Source organism: Streptomyces sp. NPDC006365, assembly GCF_042870755.1.
Lineage (GTDB): Bacteria > Actinomycetota > Actinomycetes > Streptomycetales > Streptomycetaceae > Streptomyces > Streptomyces xiangluensis.
In genome coordinates this window covers 177,567-199,830 of record NZ_JBIAHS010000018.1, presented here as the reverse complement: position 1 = coordinate 199,830, position 22,264 = coordinate 177,567, and the positions used below count along the sequence as shown (strand labels likewise).

General features: G+C 69.4%; 23 protein-coding genes. 6 read left to right on the top strand and 17 right to left on the bottom strand.

All coding sequences use genetic code 11. From position 1 onward, the window contains the following. The first annotated feature begins 54 nt into the window (after nucleotides 1-54). Nucleotides 55-882, top strand: coding sequence for an SURF1 family protein (locus ACFYO0_RS36310; RefSeq protein WP_388684843.1), 828 nt, complete (start codon nucleotides 55-57; stop codon nucleotides 880-882). Nucleotides 883-913: 31 nt separating this feature from the next. Here the strand turns inward: ACFYO0_RS36310 and ACFYO0_RS36305 are convergent, their stop codons facing one another. The 4 genes from ACFYO0_RS36305 to ACFYO0_RS36290 all read right to left on the bottom strand — a co-directional run bounded on the left by ACFYO0_RS36305 (nucleotide 914) and on the right by ACFYO0_RS36290 (nucleotide 5,600). Then, entirely contained in the window at nucleotides 914-2,185 is a 1,272-nt protein-coding gene (locus tag ACFYO0_RS36305; protein ID WP_388684841.1) for a hypothetical protein, read from the bottom strand. After that, nucleotides 2,182-2,844, bottom strand: coding sequence for a SigE family RNA polymerase sigma factor (locus ACFYO0_RS36300; RefSeq protein ID WP_388684839.1), 663 nt, complete (start codon nucleotides 2,842-2,844; stop codon nucleotides 2,182-2,184). The genes ACFYO0_RS36305 and ACFYO0_RS36300 overlap by 4 nt, the downstream gene beginning before the upstream one ends. A gap of 349 nt (nucleotides 2,845-3,193) precedes the next feature. Continuing rightward, on the bottom strand, nucleotides 3,194-4,276 hold the full coding sequence (locus ACFYO0_RS36295; protein WP_388684836.1) for an aspartate-semialdehyde dehydrogenase: 1,083 nt from the start codon (nucleotides 4,274-4,276) through the stop codon (nucleotides 3,194-3,196). 46 nt (nucleotides 4,277-4,322) lie between these two features. Continuing rightward, nucleotides 4,323-5,600 carry an aspartate kinase gene (locus tag ACFYO0_RS36290; protein ID WP_388684833.1) on the bottom strand — a complete coding sequence of 426 codons (1,278 nt, stop codon included), beginning with the start codon at nucleotides 5,598-5,600 and terminating at the stop codon, nucleotides 4,323-4,325. A 278-nt stretch (nucleotides 5,601-5,878) separates the two neighbouring features. On the opposite strand from ACFYO0_RS36290, the gene ACFYO0_RS36285 reads away from it, so the two are divergent. Together ACFYO0_RS36285 and ACFYO0_RS36280 are read left to right on the top strand one after the other, a co-directional pair. Further along, complete coding sequence (locus tag ACFYO0_RS36285; RefSeq protein WP_388684831.1) at nucleotides 5,879-6,586, top strand: response regulator transcription factor; 708 nt, start codon at nucleotides 5,879-5,881, stop codon at nucleotides 6,584-6,586. Continuing rightward, entirely contained in the window at nucleotides 6,583-7,974 is a 1,392-nt protein-coding gene (locus tag ACFYO0_RS36280; RefSeq protein WP_388684829.1) for a sensor histidine kinase, read from the top strand. Before ACFYO0_RS36285 ends, ACFYO0_RS36280 begins: the two co-directional genes overlap by 4 nt. Here ACFYO0_RS36280 and ACFYO0_RS36275 read toward each other — a convergent pair. Further along, entirely contained in the window at nucleotides 7,940-8,437 is a 498-nt protein-coding gene (locus ACFYO0_RS36275) for an SgcJ/EcaC family oxidoreductase (RefSeq protein ID WP_388684826.1), read from the bottom strand. The genes ACFYO0_RS36280 and ACFYO0_RS36275 overlap by 35 nt on opposite strands. Before the next feature lie 262 nt (nucleotides 8,438-8,699). Here ACFYO0_RS36275 and ACFYO0_RS36270 point away from each other — a divergent pair, with 262 nt between their 5' ends. Next, nucleotides 8,700-9,404 (top strand): TSUP family transporter, encoded by a 705-nt coding sequence (locus ACFYO0_RS36270; protein WP_388684888.1) that lies wholly within the window; start codon nucleotides 8,700-8,702, stop codon nucleotides 9,402-9,404. A gap of 21 nt (nucleotides 9,405-9,425) precedes the next feature. On the opposite strand, the gene ACFYO0_RS36265 is transcribed toward ACFYO0_RS36270, so the two are convergent. The 5 genes from ACFYO0_RS36265 to ACFYO0_RS36245 form a co-directional block, all read right to left on the bottom strand. After that, a complete protein-coding gene (locus ACFYO0_RS36265; RefSeq protein ID WP_388684824.1) occupies nucleotides 9,426-10,007 on the bottom strand; it encodes a Uma2 family endonuclease in 582 nt (193 codons plus the stop codon). A gap of 50 nt (nucleotides 10,008-10,057) precedes the next feature. Beyond that, nucleotides 10,058-10,384, bottom strand: coding sequence for a hypothetical protein (locus ACFYO0_RS36260; RefSeq protein WP_388684821.1), 327 nt, complete (start codon nucleotides 10,382-10,384; stop codon nucleotides 10,058-10,060). After that, entirely contained in the window at nucleotides 10,381-11,469 is a 1,089-nt protein-coding gene (locus ACFYO0_RS36255; protein WP_388684819.1) for a hypothetical protein, read from the bottom strand. The genes ACFYO0_RS36260 and ACFYO0_RS36255 overlap by 4 nt, the downstream gene beginning before the upstream one ends. 284 nt (nucleotides 11,470-11,753) lie before the next feature. Further along, nucleotides 11,754-11,939: a DUF397 domain-containing protein gene (locus ACFYO0_RS36250; protein WP_388684817.1), complete on the bottom strand. Its 186-nt coding sequence runs from the start codon at nucleotides 11,937-11,939 to the stop codon at nucleotides 11,754-11,756. Beyond that, on the bottom strand, nucleotides 11,936-12,820 hold the full coding sequence (locus ACFYO0_RS36245) for a helix-turn-helix domain-containing protein (protein ID WP_388684815.1): 885 nt from the start codon (nucleotides 12,818-12,820) through the stop codon (nucleotides 11,936-11,938). Before ACFYO0_RS36245 ends, ACFYO0_RS36250 begins: the two co-directional genes overlap by 4 nt. A 9-nt stretch (nucleotides 12,821-12,829) precedes the next feature. Between ACFYO0_RS36245 and ACFYO0_RS36240 the strand changes: the two genes are divergently transcribed. Then, the gene (locus ACFYO0_RS36240; protein WP_388684813.1) at nucleotides 12,830-13,243 is read left to right on the top strand and encodes a hypothetical protein; all 414 of its coding nucleotides are present in this window, start codon (nucleotides 12,830-12,832) and stop codon (nucleotides 13,241-13,243) included. A 24-nt stretch (nucleotides 13,244-13,267) separates the two neighbouring features. Here the strand turns inward: ACFYO0_RS36240 and ACFYO0_RS36235 are convergent, their stop codons facing one another. The 4 genes from ACFYO0_RS36235 to ACFYO0_RS36220 all read right to left on the bottom strand — a co-directional run bounded on the left by ACFYO0_RS36235 (nucleotide 13,268) and on the right by ACFYO0_RS36220 (nucleotide 15,861). Next, nucleotides 13,268-14,017, bottom strand: a complete 750-nt coding sequence (locus tag ACFYO0_RS36235; RefSeq protein WP_388684810.1) for a phosphotransferase family protein — start codon at nucleotides 14,015-14,017, stop codon at nucleotides 13,268-13,270. Between the two features lie 93 nt (nucleotides 14,018-14,110). Continuing rightward, the gene (locus ACFYO0_RS36230) at nucleotides 14,111-14,770 is read right to left on the bottom strand and encodes a DUF5063 domain-containing protein (RefSeq protein WP_386342610.1); all 660 of its coding nucleotides are present in this window, start codon (nucleotides 14,768-14,770) and stop codon (nucleotides 14,111-14,113) included. 35 nt (nucleotides 14,771-14,805) lie between these two features. Further along, entirely contained in the window at nucleotides 14,806-15,405 is a 600-nt protein-coding gene (gene recR, locus ACFYO0_RS36225) for a recombination mediator RecR (protein ID WP_165339967.1), read from the bottom strand. Nucleotides 15,406-15,516: 111 nt separating this feature from the next. Then, the gene (locus ACFYO0_RS36220; protein WP_165339968.1) at nucleotides 15,517-15,861 is read right to left on the bottom strand and encodes a YbaB/EbfC family nucleoid-associated protein; all 345 of its coding nucleotides are present in this window, start codon (nucleotides 15,859-15,861) and stop codon (nucleotides 15,517-15,519) included. Between the two features lie 289 nt (nucleotides 15,862-16,150). Between ACFYO0_RS36220 and ACFYO0_RS36215 the strand changes: the two genes are divergently transcribed. Further along, on the top strand, nucleotides 16,151-16,933 hold the full coding sequence (locus ACFYO0_RS36215) for an SLATT domain-containing protein (protein WP_388684806.1): 783 nt from the start codon (nucleotides 16,151-16,153) through the stop codon (nucleotides 16,931-16,933). 3 nt (nucleotides 16,934-16,936) lie between these two features. Here the strand turns inward: ACFYO0_RS36215 and ACFYO0_RS36210 are convergent, their stop codons facing one another. From ACFYO0_RS36210 to ACFYO0_RS36200, 3 genes are all read right to left on the bottom strand, one after another. Beyond that, a complete protein-coding gene (locus tag ACFYO0_RS36210; RefSeq protein ID WP_388684803.1) occupies nucleotides 16,937-18,337 on the bottom strand; it encodes a M20/M25/M40 family metallo-hydrolase in 1,401 nt (466 codons plus the stop codon). A 101-nt stretch (nucleotides 18,338-18,438) separates the two neighbouring features. Continuing rightward, nucleotides 18,439-20,004, bottom strand: a complete 1,566-nt coding sequence (locus ACFYO0_RS36205; RefSeq protein WP_388684801.1) for a PstS family phosphate ABC transporter substrate-binding protein — start codon at nucleotides 20,002-20,004, stop codon at nucleotides 18,439-18,441. 143 nt (nucleotides 20,005-20,147) lie between these two features. Further along, nucleotides 20,148-22,217, bottom strand: coding sequence for a protein kinase (locus tag ACFYO0_RS36200; RefSeq protein WP_388684799.1), 2,070 nt, complete (start codon nucleotides 22,215-22,217; stop codon nucleotides 20,148-20,150). Between the last annotated feature and the right edge of the window lie 47 nt (nucleotides 22,218-22,264).

The following is a 22,264-nucleotide window of genomic DNA, read 5'->3' as shown; positions in this document are numbered from 1 at the left end:
CACCAGGCGACCCCTCGCGCGAGCCACGGGCCAGGGCCCCGTAACGTGGAGGGCGTGTACCGGTTTCTGCTGACCACTCCCCGCTGGTGGGCGATCAACGTCTTCGTGCTGTTGGCCATCCCCTTCTGCATCTTCATGGGGTCATGGCAGTTGGGGCGGTTCGAGGACCGCGTCGAGAGCCACCGCACGGCCGAGGAGAAGGCGTCCGAGGACCAGCGGGAAGCGGCCCGGCCTCTGGCCGAGCTGCTGCCCGTGGACAAGGAGACGTCGGGCGAGCAGGCCACGACAACCGGCCGGTACGGGAAGCAGTTGCTCGTGCCGGACCGGGAGCTGGACGGCAAGCGCGGCTACTACGTCCTGACGATGCTGCGCACGGACAACGGCAAGGCCCTGCCCGTGGTCCGGGGCTGGCTGCCCGGTGACGCCGACACCGCGAAGGCCCCGGCCGCACCGTCCGGCGAGGTCACCGTGACCGGCGCGCTCCAGGCCTCCGAGAGCCCTGGCTCGGACGGCGTGAGCGCGGCGGGTGGTCTGCCCGCCGGCCAGACGGGCGCGATCAGCGCGGCTTCACTCGTGAACCTCGTGCCGTACGACGTGTACGACGCCTGGGTCACGCTCGCCGAGGCCGATGCGGGGATGACGGCGGTGCCCGCGAAGGCGCCGCAGGACACGGGCCTGGACCTGAAGGCGTTCCAGAATCTCGGCTACACCGGCGAGTGGTTCGTCTTCGCGGGCTTCGTGGTCTTCATGTGGTTCCGGCTGCTGCGCAGGGAGGTGGAGTTCGCACAGGACGCGGAACTTGGCCTCGCCGAGGAGCCGACGAGCGAGCCCGCCGACGAGGCGCGCGACGAGCCGAAGGTGTCGGCCTCGCCCATGGCCTGACGCAAGGCATCAGACCCGCCACGGGCCGGCGTCAGGACGCGGCCAGCACCCCGGTCCGATACACCGTTCCCGCGCAGGCGTTGGGCACGGTCGCAGAGGTTGTCGGGGCGCCGTCCTCCGCCGTGTTCGACACCACGACGCTGCCGTCCTGGCCCTCCTGGACGAGCTGCGTGGTCGTGCCGCCGCCGGTACCGCCCTCCGAGCCCGTGGTCGTACCGCCGCTGTCGCCACCGGTGGTGGTGCCGGCCGTGGGCGTCGGCTCGTCAGGCGGCGTGGTGTCGTCGTCGGGAGCGGTCGGGCAGGTCTCCGAGGGCACCCAGGCGAACTTCACCTCGTACGCCGCCCCCGGTTGCAGTACCAGCGTGCTGACCTCGGTCGACGGGTCCGGCAAGCCGGTCGCCTCGTCGCTGGAGGTGTGGGAGACAACCTGGATCTTGGTCCCGTCCGCCGCGCCCTGCGGGAGAGCGGAGACGGCGCCGGAGCCGGTGACCGTACAGGTGGCGGCGGAGACGTTGGCGATCTGGAAGGTGCCGTAGACAGCGCCGCCCGCGTCCGGGGCGCCGACGTTCGAGGTGGCGTTGCCCAGCTGCGTGGACGTACAGACGGGTGCGTCGGCGGCCGAGAGCGTCGGCTCTGCTCCGCCGGTGGATCCGGTGCTGCTGCTCTCTTCCTTGTCCTCGCCCGGCGTCTCCTTCTTGTCTTCCTTGTCCTTCTCTTTGTCGTTGCCCGAAGAGCTGCCGGGGCCGCTTTCCTGGCTGTCCTGGGCCGAGCCGCCCTCGCTGGCTCCGCCTTGAGTCTGCGAGGTCTGGTGGCCGGCGATGGACGGGTCGGCGTCGGGGCCGGTGGAGTTCGAGACGTGCACGAGAGCCGGGATCGCCGTGCCGACGAAGAGCGCCGCGGCGGCCATACCGACGACGGCCTGGCGCTTGCGGGCCCGCCGGGCCGGTACCGCCCGCCGCAGACGCTCCAGCGTGCCGTCGTCATCGGCGGGCTCGAGCTCCTGTACGGCCTGGTGCAGCATCCTGCGCAGGGCCAGCTCGTCGGAGCCGAGGCCCTCCGGACCGGGGCCCTCCGCTCCTTCCGAACCGGAGTCCGGCGCACTCGCTCCATCCGGCGATGCCCCGGGCCCGCCCGACTCCCCCGCCCCGCGCGACTCCCCCGCCCCGCTCGGCTTCCGCGTGCCGGGATTCTCCGAGTGGCCGTTATTCACAGTTCCGTTCCCAGCGTGCCGCTCATGATCGTGCTCGTACCCATGCTCGTACTTGTTGTCGCCGTTGTTGTCGGCGCGATCGTGGTCGCTCATGCCGTCGCCTCCATGGCGATGCGCAGGGCCGCGATGCCGCGCGAGCCGTACGCCTTCACCGAGCCCAGCGAGATGCCCAGTGTCTCGGCGACCTGTGCCTCGGTCATGTCCGCGAAGTAGCGCAGGACCAGGACCTCGCGCTGGCGGCGCTGGAGTCCCTTCATGGCCTTGATCAGGGCGTCGCGCTCCAGCTGGTCGTACGCGCCCTCTTCCGCGCTCGCCATGTCGGGCATCGGCTTGGTCAGCAGCTTCAGGCCGAGGATGCGGCGGCGCAGCGCGGAGCGCGACAGGTTCACGACGGTCTGGCGCAGATATGCCAGGGTCTTCTCCGGGTCGCGCACGCGTTTGCGCGCCGAGTGCACGCGGATGAAGGCCTCCTGGACGACGTCCTCGCAGGAGGCGGTGTCGTCGAGGAGGAGGGCCGCGAGGCCCAGAAGCGAGCGGTAGTGGGCGCGATAGGTATCGGTGAGATGGTCGACGGTGGTGCCCGCGGCCGTGGCGTCGTCAGCGCCCTCGCGCTGCTCCGGGATGCGGGTGGGCCGAGCTGCGGGCATGGGCGCGATCACCGGCATGCCGCCGGGCGCGCCGGCCAAGCGGGCTCGGCGGGGCGGGCGCAGGGCTGTGCCGCGCGCAGCTGGGAATTCGAGTACCTCTGCCACGCATGTTGGACACGTTTACCCCTGTCGGGGTTGTACGCGACAGGCATCACATTTGCGTCAGGCCGCGCGACCTCCGGCGCGACCGGAAGCGCGCCCGACAGCGCGTCGTATGCCCTCATGCGTACCAGCTCTTCCTCTATGCCCATGTGATCGCGGCGTCCGGACACCCCTGAAGGGCGACCGCAAAGACGCTCCCCGCCCTCCGCACGGTTGCGGAGGGCGGGGAGGAAATCTTCGAACGCCGAAGGCTCCGGTTCAAGGTCCGGACCAACGGGCGAACCATCAAACTGTCACAGATTCTACAAACGTTTCAGCCCAGGACCGGACGAATACCGCGTCAGGCCCGAGCTCAGGCCCCGGCCCCCTTCAGTTCCCTCGCCACCAGCTCCGCGATCTGCGCCGTGTTCAGGGCCGACCCCTTCCGCAGGTTGTCCCCGCACACAAAGAGTTCGAGCGCCGTCGGGTCGTCAAGGGCCCGCCGTACGCGCCCCACCCAGGTGGGATCCGTGCCCACCACGTCGGCCGGCGTCGGGAACTCCCCCGCGGCCGGATCGTCGAAGAGGACGACCCCGGGCGCTGTGGCGATGATCTCGCGGGCCTGGTCGACGGTGACCTCACGCTCGAAGCAGGCGTGGACAGTCAGCGAGTGCGTGGTGACGACGGGCACGCGCACGCAGGTGACGGCGACGCTCAGGTCGGGCAGCCCGAGGATCTTGCGGGACTCGTCCCGTACCTTCATCTCCTCCGAGGACCACCCGTCCTCCCGGGCGGTCCCGGCCCACGGCACCACATTGAGCGCCACCGGCTCCGGGAACGGCCCCGTGTTGTCCCCCACGGCGCGGCGTACGTCACCGGGGGTCGTCCCCAGCTCCGTACCGGCGACGAGCGACAGCTGCTGCCTGAGCGTGTCGATGCCCCGGCGTCCGGCGCCGCTCACCGCCTGGTACGAGGAAACCACCAGCTCACGCAGCCCGAACTCGGCGTGCAGTGCGCCGAGGGCGACGATCATGGACAGCGTCGTGCAGTTGGGGTTGGAGATGATGCCGCGCGGCCTCAGGCGGGCGGCGTGCGGATTGACCTCCGGGACCACCAGCGGCACATCCGGGTCCATCCGGAAGGCGCCGGAGTTGTCGACCACGACCGCACCCTTGGACGCGGCGATGGGTGCCCACCGCTCGGCCACTTCGTCCGGTACGTCGAACATGGCGACGTCCACGTCGTCGAAGGCGGCCTCGGCCAGCGCCACGACCTCGACCTCCTCGCCGCGCAGGGCCAGCTTGCGGCCGGCCGAGCGCGGCGAGGCGATCAGACGGATCTCGCCCCAGATGTCCGCGCGCTGGGACAGGATCTGGAGCATGACCGTGCCGACGGCTCCGGTCGCTCCCACGACCGCGAGCGTCGGCTTACGGGTCTGCCGCGCATCCGCGGTCATCGGCGGCCGGTGCCTCCGCGCGAGAGGCCTCCGTATGCGAGGACGGTCATCGCCCGGTGCCTCCGTAGACGACGGCTTCATCGCTGTCGGAGTCGAGCCCGAAGGCGGTGTGCACGGCGCGAACTGCTTCGTTGACGTCGTCGGCGCGGGTGACCACCGAAATGCGGATCTCGGAGGTCGAGATCAGCTCGATGTTCACGCCCGCGTCGGACAGCGCCTCGAAGAAGCCCGCCGTGACGCCCGGGTTGGTCTTCATACCGGCCCCGACCAGGGAGATCTTGCCGATCTGGTCGTCGTAGCGCAGCGACTCGAAGCCGATCGCCGCCTTCGCCCGCTCCAGCGCGTCGATGGCCTTGCGGCCCTCGGTCTTGGGGAGCGTGAAGGAGATGTCCGTCAGGCCGGTGGAGGCGGCGGACACGTTCTGCACGACCATGTCGATGTTGATCTCGGCATCGGCGATGGCGCGGAAGATGACGGCGGCCTCACCCGGCTTGTCCGGTACGCCGACGACCGTGATCTTGGCCTCGGAGGTGTCGTGTGCGACACCGGAGATGATGGCCTGCTCCACCTTCTGGTCCCCTTGCTGAATCGGCTCGTTGCTGACCCAGGTGCCCTTGAGTCCGCTGAAGGACGAGCGCACATGGATCGGGATGTTGTAGCGGCGCGCGTATTCCACACAGCGGTGGAGCAGCACCTTGGAGCCGGAGCTGGCGAGCTCCAGCATGTCCTCGAAGGAGATCCAGTCGATCTTCCGGGCCTTCTTCACCACCCGCGGGTCGGCGGTGAACACGCCGTCGACGTCGGTGTAGATCTCGCAGACGTCGGCGTCGAGGGCCGCGGCCAGCGCGACCGCCGTGGTGTCGGACCCGCCACGACCGAGGGTCGTGATGTCCTTCTTGTCCTGACTGACGCCCTGGAACCCGGCCACGATGGCGATGTTGCCCTCGTCGACCGACGTCTGGATCCGGCCCGGCGTGACATCGATGATCCGCGCTTTGTTGTGGACCGAGTCGGTGATCACACCTGCCTGGCTGCCGGTGAAGCTCTGGGCCTCGTGGCCCAGGTTTTTGATCGCCATCGCCAGCAGGGCCATGGAGATCCGCTCGCCGGCGGTCAGCAGCATGTCGAACTCCCGCCCGGCAGGGATCGGGGATACCTGCTCGGCGAGATCGATCAACTCATCCGTCGTGTCGCCCATCGCCGACACCACGACGACCACCTGGTGGCCGTTCTTCTTGGCGTCGACGATCCGCTTGGCGACTCGCTTGATGCCTTCGGCATCCGCTACGGAGGAGCCTCCGTACTTCTGCACGACAAGGCCCACGTGCGCTCCTCGCTCATTCCGTCTCGTACCGCACACTGCGGTCGGCTCAGTCTAACGAGCGGCCGAATGCCACCCGGGTGTTATCGCATCGTGAGATGTCCCGCCCACGACATGATCACTCGGCCCTGTCGCCGAGTGGTGCCAACGGCCCCGGTGGTCCGGCCGCTCCAGGACCGCACATGCCCCCTCATGGAGGGCCCACTCGGAAAAGTGCGCCGAAAGTGCGCCGAGTCACACCCGCCGATGAGCATGAGTTTTCAAGCACTAGGGTTCCGGCTGTGCGCGTACTTCTGGTGGAAGACGACGAGCCGATCGCCCAGTCGCTCAGGCGCGGCCTGATGCGATACGGATTCGAGGTCGCCTGGGTCACCACGGGCGGGGCGGCGCTGGCCCACGAGGACGAGTACGACGTCGTACTCCTCGATCTCGGCCTGCCCGACACCGACGGCCTCGACGTCTGCAAGGCCCTGCGCGAGCGCGGCGACGTGCCGATCATCGTCATCAGCGCGCGCAGCGACGAGACGGACCGGGTGGTGGGCCTGGAGCTCGGCGCCGACGACTACGTCTCGAAGCCGTTCGGCGTACGCGAGGTCATCGCGCGGATAAGGGCCGTGATGCGCCGCGTACAACCGCGTACGGAATCGACGGCGGCGAACGGCGGTGGCGGTCCCGACCGCTACGGGCCCCGCCTGACCATCGACCGCAAGGCGGCCCGCGTACGCCTGGACGGCGAAGAGGTGCCGCTCGCCCCCAAGGAGTACGACCTCCTCGCCTTCCTCACCCAGGAGCCCGGCGCGCTGATGTCGCGCGAACAGATCATGGAAGCGGTCTGGGACGCGAACTGGTTCGGTCCGACCAAGACGCTCGACGTCCATGTGGCGGCGCTGCGGCGGAAATTGGCGGGCGCGATCGCGATCGAGGCGGTGCGGGGCGTCGGGTTCCGGCTGGAGATCGTGAAGGCTTCCGGGGCTGATCAGACACCATGATCCGCCAGCTCGTCCGCAGCTACGTCCTGCTCGTCGCCGTCGCCATCGCCCTGTTCACCGTGCCGGTGGCCTTCACGCTCACCGACCAGTTGCGGGACGACACCGCGCTGTCCGTCGAGCGCGAGGCCAACACCATGGCGTTGCTGCTGGGCACCGGCAACGAGGCCTCCTGCCAGGGTCTGGAAGAGGTGGCCACGGCGTACAGCGACCGGACGCCCGGTGATGTCCAGGTGTTCGCCGAGAGGCCGTGCGCGGGGAAGGTTCCGCAGCCGGACCAGGACGCGGCTCTGACCAAGGCCCTGGAGGACGGCGATCCCACCATCGACTGGGGTTCGTCCTTCGTCTGGGGCCCGAAGCTGATGGTGACCGTCCCCGCCCACGCGGTTTCGGCGGATGACGGGGACAAGGCCGAGGGCCCGGTCGTCGGCGCCGTACGGATCGAGTACTCGACCGGGAAACTCACCGACAGGCTGTGGAACATCTGGGGCTTCCGGGCGATCCTCGCGGTGCTCGTCCTGGCTGTGGCCGCCGTGATCGGCACCGTGGTGGCCCGCCGCCTGACCCGCCCCCTGCGCCAGCTCAACGACATGGCGAGCAAGTTCAGCGACGGTGACCTGACGGCCCGTTCCCCCGTCACGGGCCCCCAGGAGACACAGACTTTGGCGCGCACGCTCAACCAGGGCGCCGAACGCCTCGACACCCTGATGTCCGCACAGCGCATCTTCGTGGCGGACGCCTCCCACCAGCTCCGTACGCCTCTGACAGCGCTGCGCCTGTCGCTGGACAACATCGCGGACGGGGTGGACGACGACTTCGTCAAGGAGGACGTGGAACAGGCGACCGCCGAGGTGGTCCGGATGAGCCGCCTGGTCAACGACCTGCTGGTGCTCGCGAAGGCGGAGGCGAAGGTGGCGGCGGCGGAACCGCTGCCGCTCCATGACGTGATCGAGGAACGCCTCGCCGTGTGGAGGCCGGCCGCCGACGAGCGCGGAGTGTCCATCGCGCTCAGGGGGAGTGCCGACGGCCGGCTTCTTGTGTTGGCCACCCCCGGTCACCTGGACCAGGTCCTGGACAACGTGCTTTCCAACGCCCTGGAGGTCTCACCGGACGGCGCGACGATCACGGTCCAGGTGGAGTCCAAGGGCGACGAGGTTGTGCTGGAGGTGCTGGACCAGGGCCCCGGCATGACCGAGGCCGAGAAGTCCCGGGCCTTCGACCGCTTCTGGCGCGGCAAGGGCCTCACCGGGCGCTCCGGCTCCGGACTCGGCCTCGCCGTCATCAAGCAGCTGGTGACGGATGACGGCGGGACCGTGACGCTGCGGGACGCTCCCGGAAGCGGGCTGTGCGTGACGATCAGCCTTCGGGCAGCGCAGAGGAGTGGTGGTTGACGATCTTCCACTCGCCGTTCCGCTTCTCGTACTCGTAGGTGTAGCGGGCCTGGACCGTCGTCTTCTCACCCGTCTCGGGGTCGGTGATGTGGAAGTCGTACAGGCCGGCGTCGATCGCGGAGTTGTTGTCGAGGACGTTGATGTGACGCTCGACGATCTCGCCCTTCGGCTTGTTCTCCAGGAAGTGCTCCATGTAGTCGACGATGCCGGCGCGGTCCGAGCGGACCTCCGGGGAGAGCGTCGGCAGGAGCACCGCGTCCTTGGCGTAGCGGTCGGCGACCGTCTCGGGGTCGCCGGTCTGCAGCGCGGCGTTCCAGCCGTCGAAGAGGGCGGCGACCTCCTTCTTCGAAGGCTTGGCGGCCTTCTCGGGCATGGCCGCGCTGATCCCCGCGGTCACCGTGGCAACGGAGACGACGGCGGTGGCGGTGACGAGGGCGGCGCGTATGCGGGTCTTGCGGGTCATCGCAACTCCAGTGCGGTCGAGGTGAGTTCCTCCCTTCGCCTCCTCTGCGGCGGGAGTGACTCCAGACTCGCGTTGCACCGGTTAGGGCTGATCCAGCAGACGTGCAGGGGCCGGACAGGGATCACCCAATTCACGCCGAGTGACACTTGGATCACGCTTCGACGCCGCCCGCCGCTCCCGGATCTGTGGTGCAGCGGCTACACCACAGGAAGAATGCCGACCCGTGACGGGTGGATGGGCGGGCGGCTGGGCGGGCGAGTTGATGCTGGGCTGCATCATCCTGCTCGGGTCCTCCGTTCAATGGCTGACCGGTATGGGTTTCGCGCTGGTCGCCGTACCCGCGCTCGTGCTCGTACTCGGCCCGACCGAAGGCGTCGTCCTGGCCAACTCTGCCGCCGGGGTCATCTGTCTCGCCGGTCTCGCGGGTGGGTGGCGGCAGGTGCGGCTGCGGGCGATGGTGCCGCTGTGCATGGCGGCGGCGTGCACCGTACCGGCCGGGACATGGGTGGCCCGGCGACTGCCCGAACCTGTCCTGCTCGCCTTCATGGGGACGCTGGTGACGGTGGCCGTGCTGCTGGTCATGTGGGGTGCCCGGGTGCCCGCCCTGCGCGGGGGCGGGGGCGCGGTGACCGCGGGGGCACTGGGCGGGTTCATGAACTCCGCCGCCGGGGTCGGAGGCCCGCCGGTCTCCCTGTACGCGCTCAACGCGGGCTGGCCGGTACGGGAGTTCGTGCCGAACGCGTTCTTCTACGGGACGGTGGTGAACGCGTTCTCCGTCGCCGCGAACGGGGTGCCCCATCTCAGCACCCCTGTCTGGCTGTCGGCCGCGACCGGCATGGCTGCCGGAGCCGCCATCGGGAGTGCGCTCACTCCTCGGGTTCCGGAGAAACGGGCCCGGCTACTGGTGCTGCTGCTGGCACTGGGCGGGGGGCTCACGACTTTGGGGAAGGGACTCTGGGGGCTGTAACGGTCTTGCACGCCAGCTCCCTCAGTCCACGAACTCCTTGAGAGGCTCGGTGTCCAGAGTGATGTTCACAGGCGCCGGGAGGTCGACGGCCGCGCCGAAGGGCGACTTCTCCTCTCGCCGGTAGCGGCCGTCCTCGGGCTGCGAGAACACGACGACCGAGCAGTCGTCGCGGTCGATGAGGAGGTAGATGGGGATGCCTGCGGCCGCGTACCCATCGGGCTTCTCGACGCGGTCACGCCGGTTTGTGTCGCAGTCGTACGACGTGACCTCCACGGCCATCAGCACCGTGTCCGCGCTCGACCACTCGCCGTGCCCCTTGAGACCGCCCTTGGGGACCAAGATCCCGTCGGCGCGGGCACGCCCCTTACGGTAGGCCTCGGTCTTGAGGCCACGCTCAGGGTAGAGCCGGAGGTCGGGGCGCAGCTGCATGCACCGTTCCAGCAGCCACATGTAGATCTCGCTGTGGTTGCCGTCGGGCACCGGCTTGACCTGGACCTTTCCACTGATGAACTCCAGCCGCACAGTCTCGGGGGCATGGCGTTCCAACTGCTCGAACTCCTCGACAGACATCTGCGGCCGGTCTTGGTCGGTCCTGGGGGTCATGGCGTCGCCTCCTCGACTCCATGGTGCCCTGACCGGCACGTCCTGCACGCTCATACGTCCCTCCCATCCGGCGGACCTCCCGCGAGAGGGACCCCGCCGTGATCGTCGCCTCCGGGGCTCATGAGCCATTCGATCCGGGCGTCTGCGGCAGCGAGCTCCTCCTCGGTAAAGGGCCCGTACTCCGCCTCGTACTCACGCATGGCTGCGAGCCCGGCGGCACGAAGTTGCTCGTGGTTCGGATGGGCACCGAGGTACTCCTCGACTGCATCCGCCACCACGGCGTCGACGGGGCGCCGATCCGCCTGTGCGTAGTCCTGCAGACGGGCGATCAGGCCAGCGTCGACCCGCAGAGCCAGGTGCCCGTTCTCGACCGTCACGGCTTCCACCGCCTCGGCGGGAGGCCGTTCGCGATGCGGTCGCGGTTGTCGCGGTAGTGGTAGTGGACGCGGTCCTCGATGGGCACGGGGCGGAAGGTGTCGGGCACAGGTCCGCCCGTACGCCGCTCCAGCTTCAGCTTGAGGAGACGAGCGGTCGCGGTGCCCATGTGGGCGATCTCCTCGAAGCCCTTCTTGACGTCCTCCGGCGTCATCCCCAGCGCCGCCTCCTCCGCGCGACAGTCCTCGCACACGCCCCGGACGATCTTCGCCGTCCGCTCGTCCGCGTCACAGGTGGCGCACGCCATGATCACGCGGGTCACACGGGCACGGAGGGGGCGGCCAGGGCTGGTCTCGGCGGTGTCGTTCTTCTTCGGGGGCATCTTGTTCTCCAATCGGGTACGGACGAACCCGCCCGGGTTCGTGACGGTGGGCGGCAGCCCGTCGGTCAATGCGCGGGTCATCTCGGCCGGTGTGGCACCTCGTGACAGCCACTCGGCAGCGCGAGATTCGAGCGCTCGGCACTCGGCTTCGGAGAGGGCCATACGGGGGTCTGCGGTACGGAGTTGGGCGAGTGCGAGGTATGCGGCGCTGGGCTCGGGGGTCGGTTCCGCTCCCGGAGTCGGCTCGGCATCCGGTACCGGGGCCGGGGCCGGGGCCGCGTCCGGAACGGGGGCTGGAGCCGACGCGGGGGACTCCGTTCGGGCAAGTCCCGGCTGATAGTTCCGCGTTACGTCCCTGCCGTGGCGCTCTCGCGTGAACTCGGCCCACCACTCCAGTGACCTGGGCGTACGCGACCAGTAGGTCCGCGTGACCCATCGCATCGAGTTGTCCTCGACGGTGATGTGTTCCTTGATCCAGCGGAGGTGGCCGAACTCGGTCAGGTTCCTGAGGGACGTACGGGACGCCTGCTGGCCGTAGCGGGGATGCTCGGCCGCGATCGCCTTGTGGCCCATGGCGTGGCCGTCGTCGAGGTGGTCGATGAAGATGGCGAACTCGGCGTCCCGGGGGCACAGATGCGCGAAGTCCGCGTCCGCGTGCGGGGATTCGTCACCCACGGCGCGCTTTCCGTAACCCGTTTTGGCCATCGGGTGGGTGGGGCGCGGCAGGGCAGGGCTAGGCTGGGCGTAAGCCACGATCGACTCGCATTCGATCCGTAGGTCAGGCCCCGGAGCCGGTGTTGGTAGCACCGACCGGGGCCGAACTATTTGCTCGTTTGCCGCGAACCTAGAGTGACTTTACGTTCAGATGCAAGCCGATCACGGAACGTCACCCTTACGAGTTACGCACCCTCAACTCACGTACAGACTTGGTTGGTTGGGTTGATTTTCACCAAACCCAGAATCCAGGGGAAGAGCTCGGGTCTCGGGGCTCAAGCTCCGGGCTGAACTGCGGAAACGAAGGCGGACCACGCGAGGGCGGGGACGGTGAGTTCTGGGCTGCTGGTCAGCTTGGAGTCGCGTATGTGGACGGTGGTGGGACTGGTGGCCACCTCAACGCACGCGCCGCCTTCGGAGTCGCTGTAGCTGGACTTGAACCACTTCAGCTCACCGTTCATTGCTCATCCACCATCCGCTCGATAAAGCGGGCCGACTCGTTGGGGTCGAGGGCCATCATGCGGATCATGCTAAGTCGCTCCGTCTGGGCACTCACCACTTCGAGATCAGCGGTCAGTTGACTCGACGAGGGCGCCTCCGTGTAGGCGAGGCGCTCGCGATCCCGGGTCTCCAGCAGCACCATCACGCCGTGAAGGGCGGCAGCTGTTGCTTTGTTGAACGGCAGCACCTGGATCGACACGTTGCGCAGCGCGCCCACCTCCAGGAGGTACAGCAGCTGCTGCCGGCCCACGTACGGGCTGCGCAGGGCCGCCTCGTACAGCACATAACTGCACCCCACCAACGGTTTGCGGCAGTGGATCTCCTGACGTGCCACCCGCGCCGCGATGCGCTCCTCAACGGTCCTTTCGTCGAGCGGCGGGATGTGGCTGCTGATCAACTGCCGTGCGTACGGCTCGGTCTGCAAAGGGCCGGGGACCAGCACGGGCTCGTACCACCAGAGGCTGATCGCCTGCTGCTCGTGCAACATGAAGTCCTGTGCTCGCGCCGGGAACTTCTCTTTCTGCAGGTCCTTGGCCGCACTGAGCATCCCTTCCGCCCGGCACAACTCGTCCGCCGCATCCAACACACGCGGCGTCGGCATCCGTACACCCTGCTCCATGGCCTTGATCGTGTCCGGGGAGTAGTTGGCGGCGGCGCCCAACTCCTCACGACTGACGCTCGCCTTGATACGCCACCGTTTCATCTGGTTACCGTTGTAACGCCAGTTGACCGGCGACGGCGTAGCGGAGTTGTACTGGACTGACACTGCGGCCACCTCCGACTGATACACCCCGGCGTGTATCCCCTCAGTCACTACCGAGCGTATCCAGGTGCTCGCCATCGTGTGACCATGACGAACGCAATCCCTCACCACCGACCCGCGTGGGTCCCCCTCGCCGGCCACCAACTCCGTGTCTCCGGCGTCCACTTCGACGCCATCCGCATCCAGGGCGTACGAGGAGAACAGGTCGCCGCCGAACTCATCGAGGCGGCCGACGGCGACGCGGGACCCGTTGTCTGCGAGGCGGTCGGGTTCCGGTGGGTGTACTTCCTGCTGGCACCGGGGGCTGCGCAGACATGTGAATGGCCGTTGGGCGTACAGCGGTTCGGCAGCAGAGGCGGGAGCCGTACGGTCACGTACATCGGGGTCCCGGCGCTGGACGGGAACACGTGGCCGTTGCAGTGGTACAGCGAGCCGACGGTCACGGCGCCTTACGTGGAGGCGGGGCGGCTGCGGGCGGTGCTCGGCCCTCTCGGAACATGACGGCGGAGCGCCTGCGGCAACCGCTCATTGCCGTGTGAGAGCAGCCTCGAAGACCTCGCGATTGGCTGTGGTGTACGCGTGCTCGCGCCGAGACCAGGCGATGCGGTCGGCGATCTGTCGGCAAGTGGCCTCAACGGCCCCCGGATTGACCTGTACCTCCGCCCAGAAGCGAGCATTGCGGGCCTGGCGTTCCAGCACCGCATCGACGAGTACATCCCGCTCCGGGCCGACCAGGCCATAGGCGTCAGCCAGCACACGCACCTGCGCAGCCTGGACAGCGACTGGTGGCGCCTGAGATTTGGACGAAACGCACCACAGCCAGGCCACATAGCCGAGATCCTCCAGCGGGCTGCCTGGCGCGGCCGTGTCGAAGTCGATGAAGGCGACCGGTGTCTCGTTCTGGAAGACGGTGTTGTTGGGTCCCAGATCGTGGTGGCACACGACCTGGTGCGGCCCTGCGAGGCTGCTGCGACGGGTTGCGTCGTGCATAGCACGCACCAGGGCACCGACTGCGGCGACCTGCCCGTCGGTCCACTGCTGGAGCTTGGGCGGAACCCAGCCCGGAAGATAGCTGAAAGTGTCCCGCCCCGCTTCGTCCCGGCCCAGATAGCGCGGCGCTCCCGCGAACCCTCGGTTCTCCAACAAGCCGAGCAAGGCGGCAACGAACGGCGAAGCCGCCGAAGCCGGTCTGCGGACAGTGTCGGCGACGCGGACGACACCCTTGGTGAGACGGCCTCCGGCCAGCGGAACGACGTCATCAGAGGCGTCAGCCATACCGCGAGTTCCTCCTGGGCAGGGTCAGCCCTGCTCCGTTACTCCCGCATCCGGCGCTTGACCGCGGCCCAGCCGCTGCACCGGCTCACCGCGCTACTTGACCTCCCGCAACCCCAGCGGCCCCGCGAGTTCCTCCGCCATGACCTTGCCGGCCTCCTCCTCCAAGGCGTCCTCGCTGAGGTCCTGGTCGGTGTCGAGGCCGTCGAGTTCTTCCAGGGGCTGGTTCAGGCGAACGTGGGCCACCAGGGACTGGAGGGCCCGGAGGGTGGCGGAGGCTGTGGAGCCCCAGTTGGAGAAGTAGGAGAACTGCCACCACCACAGGGCTTCCGTGGTGCGGCCCGCGCGGTAGTGGGCCATGCCGTGGCGGAGGTCGGTGATGACGTCGGCCAGGTCGTCGGAGATACGGGCGGGGACCCGGCCCTTGCGGTGCTCGTACGGGTCGAAGACCTCGGAGTAGACGTCGATCGGATCGAGCAGCGCGGCCAGGCGCTCGCGGAGTTCGTCCACGTCCGGCTCGGGGCCGAGGTCGGGCTCGTAACGCTCCTCGGGAAGGATGTCCTCGTGGGCGCCCAGGCGGCCGCCCGCCAGCATCAGCTGGGAGACCTCGAGGAGAAGGAAGGGCACGGCCGAGTCCGGCTCGTCGCCCTTGGCCACCTCGGTGACCGCGACGAGGAAACTCTCGATCTGGTCCGCGATCTGGACCGCGAAGTCACCCGGGTCCTGAGCGGTCTCGTGCAGCGTGGCGTCAGACATCTAGAAGCCGACCTTCCTCATGAGCAAAAACACGTTCAGACATCCAGGAGCCGCCTTCCCTCGAAGGCGCGGCCCAGGGTGACCTCATCGGCATACTCGAGGTCACCGCCGACCGGCAGACCGCTGGCCAAGCGGGTGACCTTGAGGCCCATGGGCTTGATCATGCGGGCGAGATACGTGGCCGTAGCCTCGCCCTCCAGGTTCGGGTCCGTGGCAAGGATCAGCTCCGTGACCGTGCCGTCCGCCAGGCGGGCCAGGAGTTCTCTGATCCGCAGGTCGTCCGGGCCGACGCCCTCGATCGGGCTGATCGCGCCGCCGAGCACGTGGTACTTGCCCCGGAACTCCCGCGTCCGCTCGATCGCCACGACATCCTTCGGCTCCTCCACCACGCAGATGACGGCGAGGTCGCGGCGCGTATCGCGGCAGATGTTGCACAGCTCCTCCTGCGCGACGTTCCCACAGGTGGCGCAGAAGCGGACCTTGGCCTTCACTTCGAGGAGGGCCTGCGCGAGACGCCGCACGTCCGTCGGCTCCGCCTGCAGGATGTGGAAGGCGATCCGCTGCGCGCTCTTGGGACCGACGCCGGGGAGCCGCCCCAGTTCGTCGATGAGGTCCTGAACCACGCCTTCGTACAACGGATTGCCTTCCTGTTCACGCTCTCTCGGTACGTACCGTAGTCGCGCTTGCCTTCTTGGTACGTACGGTAGTTGGCGTCCGGCCTTCTTAGAAGAGGCGGCCGGATTGACTTAGAACGGCAGGCCGGGGATGCCGCTGCCGCCACCCAGTCCCTGGGCCAGCGGGCCGAGCTTCTCCTGCTGGAGCGCCTGCGCGTTCTCGTTGGCCGCTTGGACCGCCGCGACGATCAGGTCGGCGAGGGTCTCGGTGTCCTCGGGGTCCACGGCCTTCGGGTCGATCTTGAGGGCGCGCAGCTCGCCGGAGCCCGTCACGGTCGCCTTCACCAGGCCGCCGCCCGCCTGACCGTCGACCTCGGTGCGCGCCAGCTCCTCCTGCGCGTTCGCGAGGTCCTGTTGCATCTTCTGGGCCTGCTGGAGCAGCTGCTGCATATTGGGCTGGCCACCACCGGGAATCACGATCAGCTCCTGGTTTCGTACGGCTGTCCGGGCAGGGGTCTTCCGCCCGCGCGGGCGTTTCCCCGTCTGGGCATGAGCCTACGTGGTCTACAGCGGCATCGCTCCAGCACTCTTTCGAGTGAGGCAAGGCGATTGCCTATACCTGATCAAGAACCACGTCCGAGCGTAAAACCCCCGATACCGGGGCCATCGCCACCCATTGGGAGGTAGTAAGGGTGGGGCGCTTCAGCAGCTTGCGGCACCCTTGCGCCACGGTACCGTCACGCAACGTAATGATGAGGGAGCGTCGGTGAGCCAGCCGGAGATGCAGCCCGAGGGGTCGGCCCAGGACGGTCGGGGTGACGGGCGGGGGGACGGTGTTGCCGACGGATATGGGAGCGGTGTTCTGCCCGGTGCGCCGGCGCCCGGTGATCTGATGGGGCGGCCGTTTCCGGTCGGTGACTGGGCGGAGCCGGCTGAACGGCTCCATGAGCTGTACCGGTGGGTGGAGGCGGGGGCACTCGCCACGGCCTCCTGGTATCTCGCGGGGCGGGGTTGGAAGCGGCGGGGGGCCCGGGTGCTTCGGGCCGGTACGGCTGTGGGCGCGGTGGCCGGAGCGGCGTTGCCGGTGCTCGACCTCACGGGGGTGGCGGGCGGTGTGGCTCCCTGGGGTTATCTGGCGCTCCTGGGTGGGGTCGCGTGTGTGGCGGTGGACCGTTTCTTCGGGGTCACGTCCGGGTGGATAAGGGATGTGGCCACGGCGCAGGCCGTGCAGCGGCGGCTTCAGGCGCTGCAGTTCGACTGGACGTCGGAGTGTGTGCGGGAGGTTCTCGGGCCGACGGAGGGTACGGCTGCGGATGCCGCCGAGCGGTGCCTCGGGGTGTTGCGGCGGTTCTCCGAGGACGTTACGGAGCTGGTGCGGGCGGAGACTGCGGACTGGATGGTGGAGTTCCGTACCGGGTCCGCTCCACTGGGCCTGCAGTCCTCTGTGTTCGGGGCTTCGCGGCCGGACCCGGGTTCGGGCGGGCGGCCGCCGCTCACTCCGGGGGCGCGGCCGAACATGCCTCGGCAGCGGCCGCCGGAGGCTCGATGACGGCTATGCCTGCGGATCCGGAAACGCCACCGGGCTCCGATAGCCCGCCCTGCTCACCGCGCGAACCCCGAAGAACACGTTGTCCTTCGACAGGTCCACCTTGTGTTTCGTCACGTCGCCGACCCGGATCGCGTGCGTCCAGTCGGGCTCCGTGGTCTCGCGCCACACCACCTCGTAGCCCGCGAGGTCGGGCTCGGGGCCGCGCGTCCAGGTCAGCTCGGTGGAGTTCGTGAGCGCGGCGGTGAGGATCCTGGCACCCCGCGGTGTGCCAGGGGCCTGGGCCAGGCTCCAGAGGGCGGCTGCGTTGACGCGCGCCACGCGGGCGATGAAGGCGAAGTCGCAGAACTCCGGCAGGTCCCCGTACTGCTTGCCGTTCTCGACCCGTACGTCCTGGTGCTGGTGCGCGTAGTCCTCCGCCGGCTCGGTGAAACGGGCGGCGGGATAGGCGCGTTCGAGGAACGGGATGTGGTCGCCGCCGCGGCGGTAGCGGTCGCGACGGTAGATGACGCGTACGTTCATGCCGGTCGCGGAGTTGTCCGCCGTGTCCCTCACGAAGCGGGCCAGCTGGCGGGTGGCGGAGTCGTTCTCGCCGCCCACGGAGCGGCGGATGTCGGCCTGTTCGGGGGTTTCCGAGGAGGGGACGCCCTCTGCGAAGAGGCGGATCGTGTACGGATCCTTCGTGCCGTCGTCCGCGGTCGGGCTGCCCACGATGTCGTTGGTGAACATGCCCTGGACGTCCGCGTCGGCCGAGCGGAACCGCTGCGCCATGTGCGCCGCCCCGTACAGACCCTGCTCCTCCCCCGCCACCGCCGCGAACACGATCGTCGCGGCCGGGCGGCGCCCCGCCATCACGCGGGCCAGTTCCATGGCGACCGCCACCCCCGAGGCGTCGTCGTCCGCGCCCGGGGCGTCCGAGGTGGCGTCCATGGGGTCACTGCATCGGGAGTCGTAATGGCCGGAGACCACGTAGATGCGGTCCGGTGTGACCGAGCCGCGCAGGGTCGCGACCACGTTCGTGATGCGGGTGGCCACGGGGATACGGTTCGCCGGCTGCTGGACGTACGACTGGAGTTCGGCTGTCATCCGGCCGCCGGAGGCCTTCGCGTACGACTTCATCTCCGCGAGGATCCAGTCGCGGGCCGCTCCTATGCCGCGCTTGGGGTCGTCCTGGGAGGAGAGCGTGTGCCGCGTGCCGAAGGAGGCGAGTTTGCGGACGGTCGCCTCGATGCGGTCGGGGTCGATCTCCTGTAACAGGGCGCGGAGTTCGCGGGACGGGGGCTGGGCGGTGGCGGGGGGACGCACACCCGTGGGCTCCATGGCCCTGGCCTGCGCGGCGACCGCGTCGGCGGACACCGCCACGGCTGCCGACGCCGCGGCCAGGACGTTTCTTCTGCTGGGGCGCATGGGTCCTCCCGGAACACGGATGTACGGGGGTGCACGGGTGAGGGAACACGTGACTTGCCATCGTTCTGTACGCGCTCAGCAGGGGCAAGAGTGCCCGGAGTTCAGCCGGCCTCGTCGCTCCTGGCCTTCTCGTCGCAGAGCTTGGCCCCGGTCACCGTCTCGCACGGCACGTGCCCATGGCCGCGGATCACGCTCTGGGCGGTGCCCCGCCGCACATAGGCGAGGAAGCTGTCGGTGAGGGAGCTCGCGGAGGGGCGGCCGTAGGTGTAGGCGTACTCGAGACCGTAGTACGGGTAGGCGTTCTCACCCTTCTCCAGGTTCTCGACGGAGGACTGGTGGCCGTCGATGGCGAGCCGGCGCAGGCCGCGCCGCTCGGTGGCCTGGCTGAGCTCGCTGTAGCCGATGGCGCCGGGGATCTCGGCGACCGTGTCCAGCACCTGCTGCGTGGAGTCGAGTTCGCAGCGCGTGACGGGGGAGGACGCGTCGTCCTTGCTGCGGCAGTCCAGCGAGGTGCTGGGCACCCGCTCCCAGCTGTCCAGCACCTCCCGCTGGAACATCTGCCGGGTACCGGAGTCGGCGTCGCGACTGACGAGGACGACGGGAAGGTCGGGGAGCCGTGCGTCGAGCTGCCGCCAGCGGGTGACCTCGCCGCGGTAGATCCGGCGTACGTCGTCCAGGGTCAGGCCCCCGCTCGGCCGGATGCCGTCGTTGACGACCAGGGTGAAGAGGGACAACGCGACCCGGTTTCCGGCCAGTCGGGGATCGTCGATGGTCTTGGGTCCGTCGGAGAAGGCGATGACGGCGGGCGAACCCTTCGACTGGGCGCCCAGGGCGGCGAGTTCGTTGACCCCGGCCGTACTGCCGCGCGCGTCGACGGTGATGTCGGCGCCCTCGCAGTCCTTCTCGTACTCGTCCTCCAGGTCCTCCAGCACGGGTTTGAACGCCGTCGACCCGGTGAGCGTCAGCTTGCCCGTCGCGCATTCGATCGGCGGCGGGGTGTCGTCCCGGGCGACGATGATCGTGGCCAGGGCGATCACGCAGAGCGTGAGCAGCACGGTGATCAGCCGGGCCGCGCGGCTGAACAGCGGCGGCTGGTCGTCCGGTGTCGCACTGCGGTTGGGGTGCACCTCGCCGTCGCGGATGCCGCCGATGAGCCGTATGCCGCAGCCGACGTCCCCGCCCGACAGCAGCACGAGCATCTTGAAGTGCTCGCCGCGGTTGAGCGGGACGCGGGGGATGCGCAGGACGCCGTCCTGGTAGCCGAAACCCGCGGCCGGGGTGAAGTGGTCCATGAGGTGGTCGGTGCCGGCCGGCTGCGTGACCGACACACCTCGGATCACCCGGTCGCTGAACACCGCGGTGAGACCGTGCCGTTCGCGCCCGGTGTAGTCGCTGTCGGCGATGCTCTGGGAGCCGTCGTTCTCGACGCGCAGCAGTACCAGCGTCGCATCCGACATGTCCGGGGCCTCGTCGAACAACCCGAGCCGGACGTTCGCGCGGCCCGAACGCACATCGTGGCCGATGGGGTTGTCCATCTGTACGCGGTAGCCGATCCGCTTGCGGCGCGGTACCCGGCGTTCGTACCAGACCATCACGGCGGACGCCACGACACCGACCACTGCCGTCGTCAGCGCGATGACGTTTTCCGCGCTCAGCCAATCCTGCACGTGAGCCACTCCCCCGAGAACTACGCGGCGGGCGCCTGCTGCGGGATCAAGGTACGGCCCTCGATAGGGACATTACGGACACGACAGCGGAAGTTCAGCGGCAGTTCAGCCACTTCACAGAGTTGTGTAGGTCAACTCGCCGCTCAGTCCGCCTTGTTGTACGTCAGCTCGCCGCTGCCCGCCGTGTTCACACGGCGCAGGCTGCCGTCCGGGAGGATGGTCAGCTCCGTGGCCTCGCCCGGGGTGCAGGAGGTGGGAGGTTCGCCGACGGTGACCGTGGAGGGGCCGATACGGAGCGGGCCGCCGGCGGTCGGGGGCTCGGCGAGTTCCGCCTGGAACACGCAGTGGTACGTACCCTCGCCGTTCGGCCCTGCCGGGCCGTCCGCCGTGAGCGAGAGCACGATGTCACCCACCCCGCCCTGCTGGATGGTGAGCCGACGGGTGTTGCTGCCGTCGCCGGTGTCGAATACCGCCGTCCAACTGCCGAGGTACTCGGTGGGGATCGAGCCGCCTGCCGGGGTCTCCTCCGCGGTCTTCGACGGCTGGGCGGTCGGATCCTGGGCCGGGCCCTGGTTGGTCGGGTCCGCCGTCGTGGGTTGTCCCCCAGACCCCGTCCTGGGGGCCCCCGACGTCGTCGGTGATGCCGTGGGGTCGCCGGCCGCGCGGTTGTTGTCCCCGCCGCCGCTCATCAGCGCGTAGACCGAGCCTCCCGCGGCGAGCGCGACGACCAGGGCCACCACGATCAGGAAGACGGTGGAGCGACCGCTTCGCTGGGGCGGTTGCTGCGGGGCGCCGACTCCGGGCCCGTACGGAGGCCCGTACGGGAGAGTCGAGCCCGGCGCGGGCGCGTACGCCGGCGTCGCACCCCAGGTGCCGGGCTGCTGCGGGTAGCCGTACCCGGCGGGCTGCGGGTGCTGCTGCGGATAGCCGTAGGCCGGGCCCGGCGGATGGGGCGGCGGAGCCGTCGGACCCGAGCCGCCCACCGCCGTGGGCAGGTGATCCAGCGGGGCGCTGCCCGGCGCGCCCGCCGGGGGCGGGGCGGAGTCGTCGGAGGCGGGGGCGTGTTCGGGGGAGGCTTCGGGCATGGGGGCGTGCTCGGGGGTGCGGGCGTGGGGCTTGGCGACGTCCACGGCGGCCGGACCCGCGGAACCTCCCGCAGAACCCGCCGGACCGGTCGGCCCCGCCGCCTCCTCGGCACCCGCGGCGGCCTCGGCCGCCTCCCGCGGAAGCCCCGGAATCTCCGGATTCTCCGTGTCCTCCGGACCCTCCGGGTTCTCGGTGTCCAGCAACTGCACGGCATGGCGCCCCAGTTGGGCCACCAGCATGCTCGGCAGCCAGGGGTCGCGGCTGCGGCCGTCGGCGACGGTGTCCTCCGCGCCGGTGCGTTCCAGGATGTCGTCGAGGCTCGGGCGGGCGGCCGGGTCCTTGCGCAGACAGAGCCGTACGAGATCGGCGAGGCCCTCCGGCAGCCGCTCCAGGTCCGGTTCATCCTGCGCGATGCGGAACATCAGGGCGTGCACCCCGCTGTTGGTCGTGCCGAAGGGAAGGTCCCCGGTAGCCGCGTACGCGAGGACGGAACCCAGGCAGAAGACGTCGCAGGCGGGTGTGATGCGGTCGCCGCGCACCTGTTCGGGGGCCATGAACCCGGGCGAACCGACGAGCGCCCCGGTACGCGTCAGTCCCCCGTCGGTCATCGTCTCCAGGGCGCGCGCGATGCCGAAGTCGATGACGCGGGGGCCGTCGATCGTGACGAGCACGTTCGAGGGCTTGAGGTCGCGATGGACGATCCCGGCGGCGTGAATGTCCTTGAGCGCGTGGGCGAGTCCGGCCGCGAGGATGCGTACGGAACGCTCGGGCAGCGCGCCATGGTCGTGCCCGACGACGGCCTGGAGGGAGGGCCCGGCGACATAGCCGGTCGCCACCCACGGAATCGCGGCCTCCGTGTCCGCGTCGAGCACGGGTGCGGTCCAGTAGCCCCCGACCCGCCGCGCGTTCCGCACCTCCTGCCGGAACCGCGCCCGGAACTCCTCCTGCTCGGCGAGCCCCTGCCGCACCAGCTTCACGGCGACGGTCCGGCCGCGGTCGGAACGCGCCAGATACACGTTCCCCATCCCGCCTGACCCCAGCCGCGCCAGCAGCCGGTACGCGCCGATCCGTCCCCCGCCTCCGGCCTGGGGGATGCCCTTCGGCTCCCCCTGTCCCAGCTTCTCCATGGCCGGCGCCCCTCCCCTGCGTGTGCGACAGAGTGAGGATAGTGCGG

Excerpts from the sequence above, each read along its gene's own strand:
- ACFYO0_RS36200 (WP_388684799.1), bottom strand. The coding sequence starts at position 22,217 with ATGGAGAAGCTGGGACAGGGGGAGCCGAAGGGCATCCCCCAGGCCGGA.
- ACFYO0_RS36245 (WP_388684815.1), bottom strand. The coding sequence starts at position 12,820 with ATGGCGAGCACCTGGATACGCTCGGTAGTGACTGAGGGGATACACGCC.
- ACFYO0_RS36235 (WP_388684810.1), bottom strand. The coding sequence starts at position 14,017 with ATGGCTGACGCCTCTGATGACGTCGTTCCGCTGGCCGGAGGCCGTCTC.
- ACFYO0_RS36275 (WP_388684826.1), bottom strand. The coding sequence starts at position 8,437 with ATGACCCGCAAGACCCGCATACGCGCCGCCCTCGTCACCGCCACCGCC.
- ACFYO0_RS36265 (WP_388684824.1), bottom strand. The coding sequence starts at position 10,007 with ATGACCCCCAGGACCGACCAAGACCGGCCGCAGATGTCTGTCGAGGAG.
- ACFYO0_RS36230 (WP_386342610.1), bottom strand. The coding sequence starts at position 14,770 with ATGTCTGACGCCACGCTGCACGAGACCGCTCAGGACCCGGGTGACTTC.
- ACFYO0_RS36240 (WP_388684813.1), top strand. The coding sequence starts at position 12,830 with ATGACGAACGCAATCCCTCACCACCGACCCGCGTGGGTCCCCCTCGCC.
- ACFYO0_RS36255 (WP_388684819.1), bottom strand. The coding sequence starts at position 11,469 with ATGGCCAAAACGGGTTACGGAAAGCGCGCCGTGGGTGACGAATCCCCG.
- ACFYO0_RS36295 (WP_388684836.1), bottom strand. The coding sequence starts at position 4,276 with ATGACCGCGGATGCGCGGCAGACCCGTAAGCCGACGCTCGCGGTCGTG.
- ACFYO0_RS36250 (WP_388684817.1), bottom strand. The coding sequence starts at position 11,939 with ATGAACGGTGAGCTGAAGTGGTTCAAGTCCAGCTACAGCGACTCCGAA.
- ACFYO0_RS36280 (WP_388684829.1), top strand. The coding sequence starts at position 6,583 with ATGATCCGCCAGCTCGTCCGCAGCTACGTCCTGCTCGTCGCCGTCGCC.
- ACFYO0_RS36270 (WP_388684888.1), top strand. The coding sequence starts at position 8,700 with ATGCTGGGCTGCATCATCCTGCTCGGGTCCTCCGTTCAATGGCTGACC.
- ACFYO0_RS36305 (WP_388684841.1), bottom strand. The coding sequence starts at position 2,185 with ATGAGCGACCACGATCGCGCCGACAACAACGGCGACAACAAGTACGAG.
- ACFYO0_RS36210 (WP_388684803.1), bottom strand. The coding sequence starts at position 18,337 with ATGCGCCCCAGCAGAAGAAACGTCCTGGCCGCGGCGTCGGCAGCCGTG.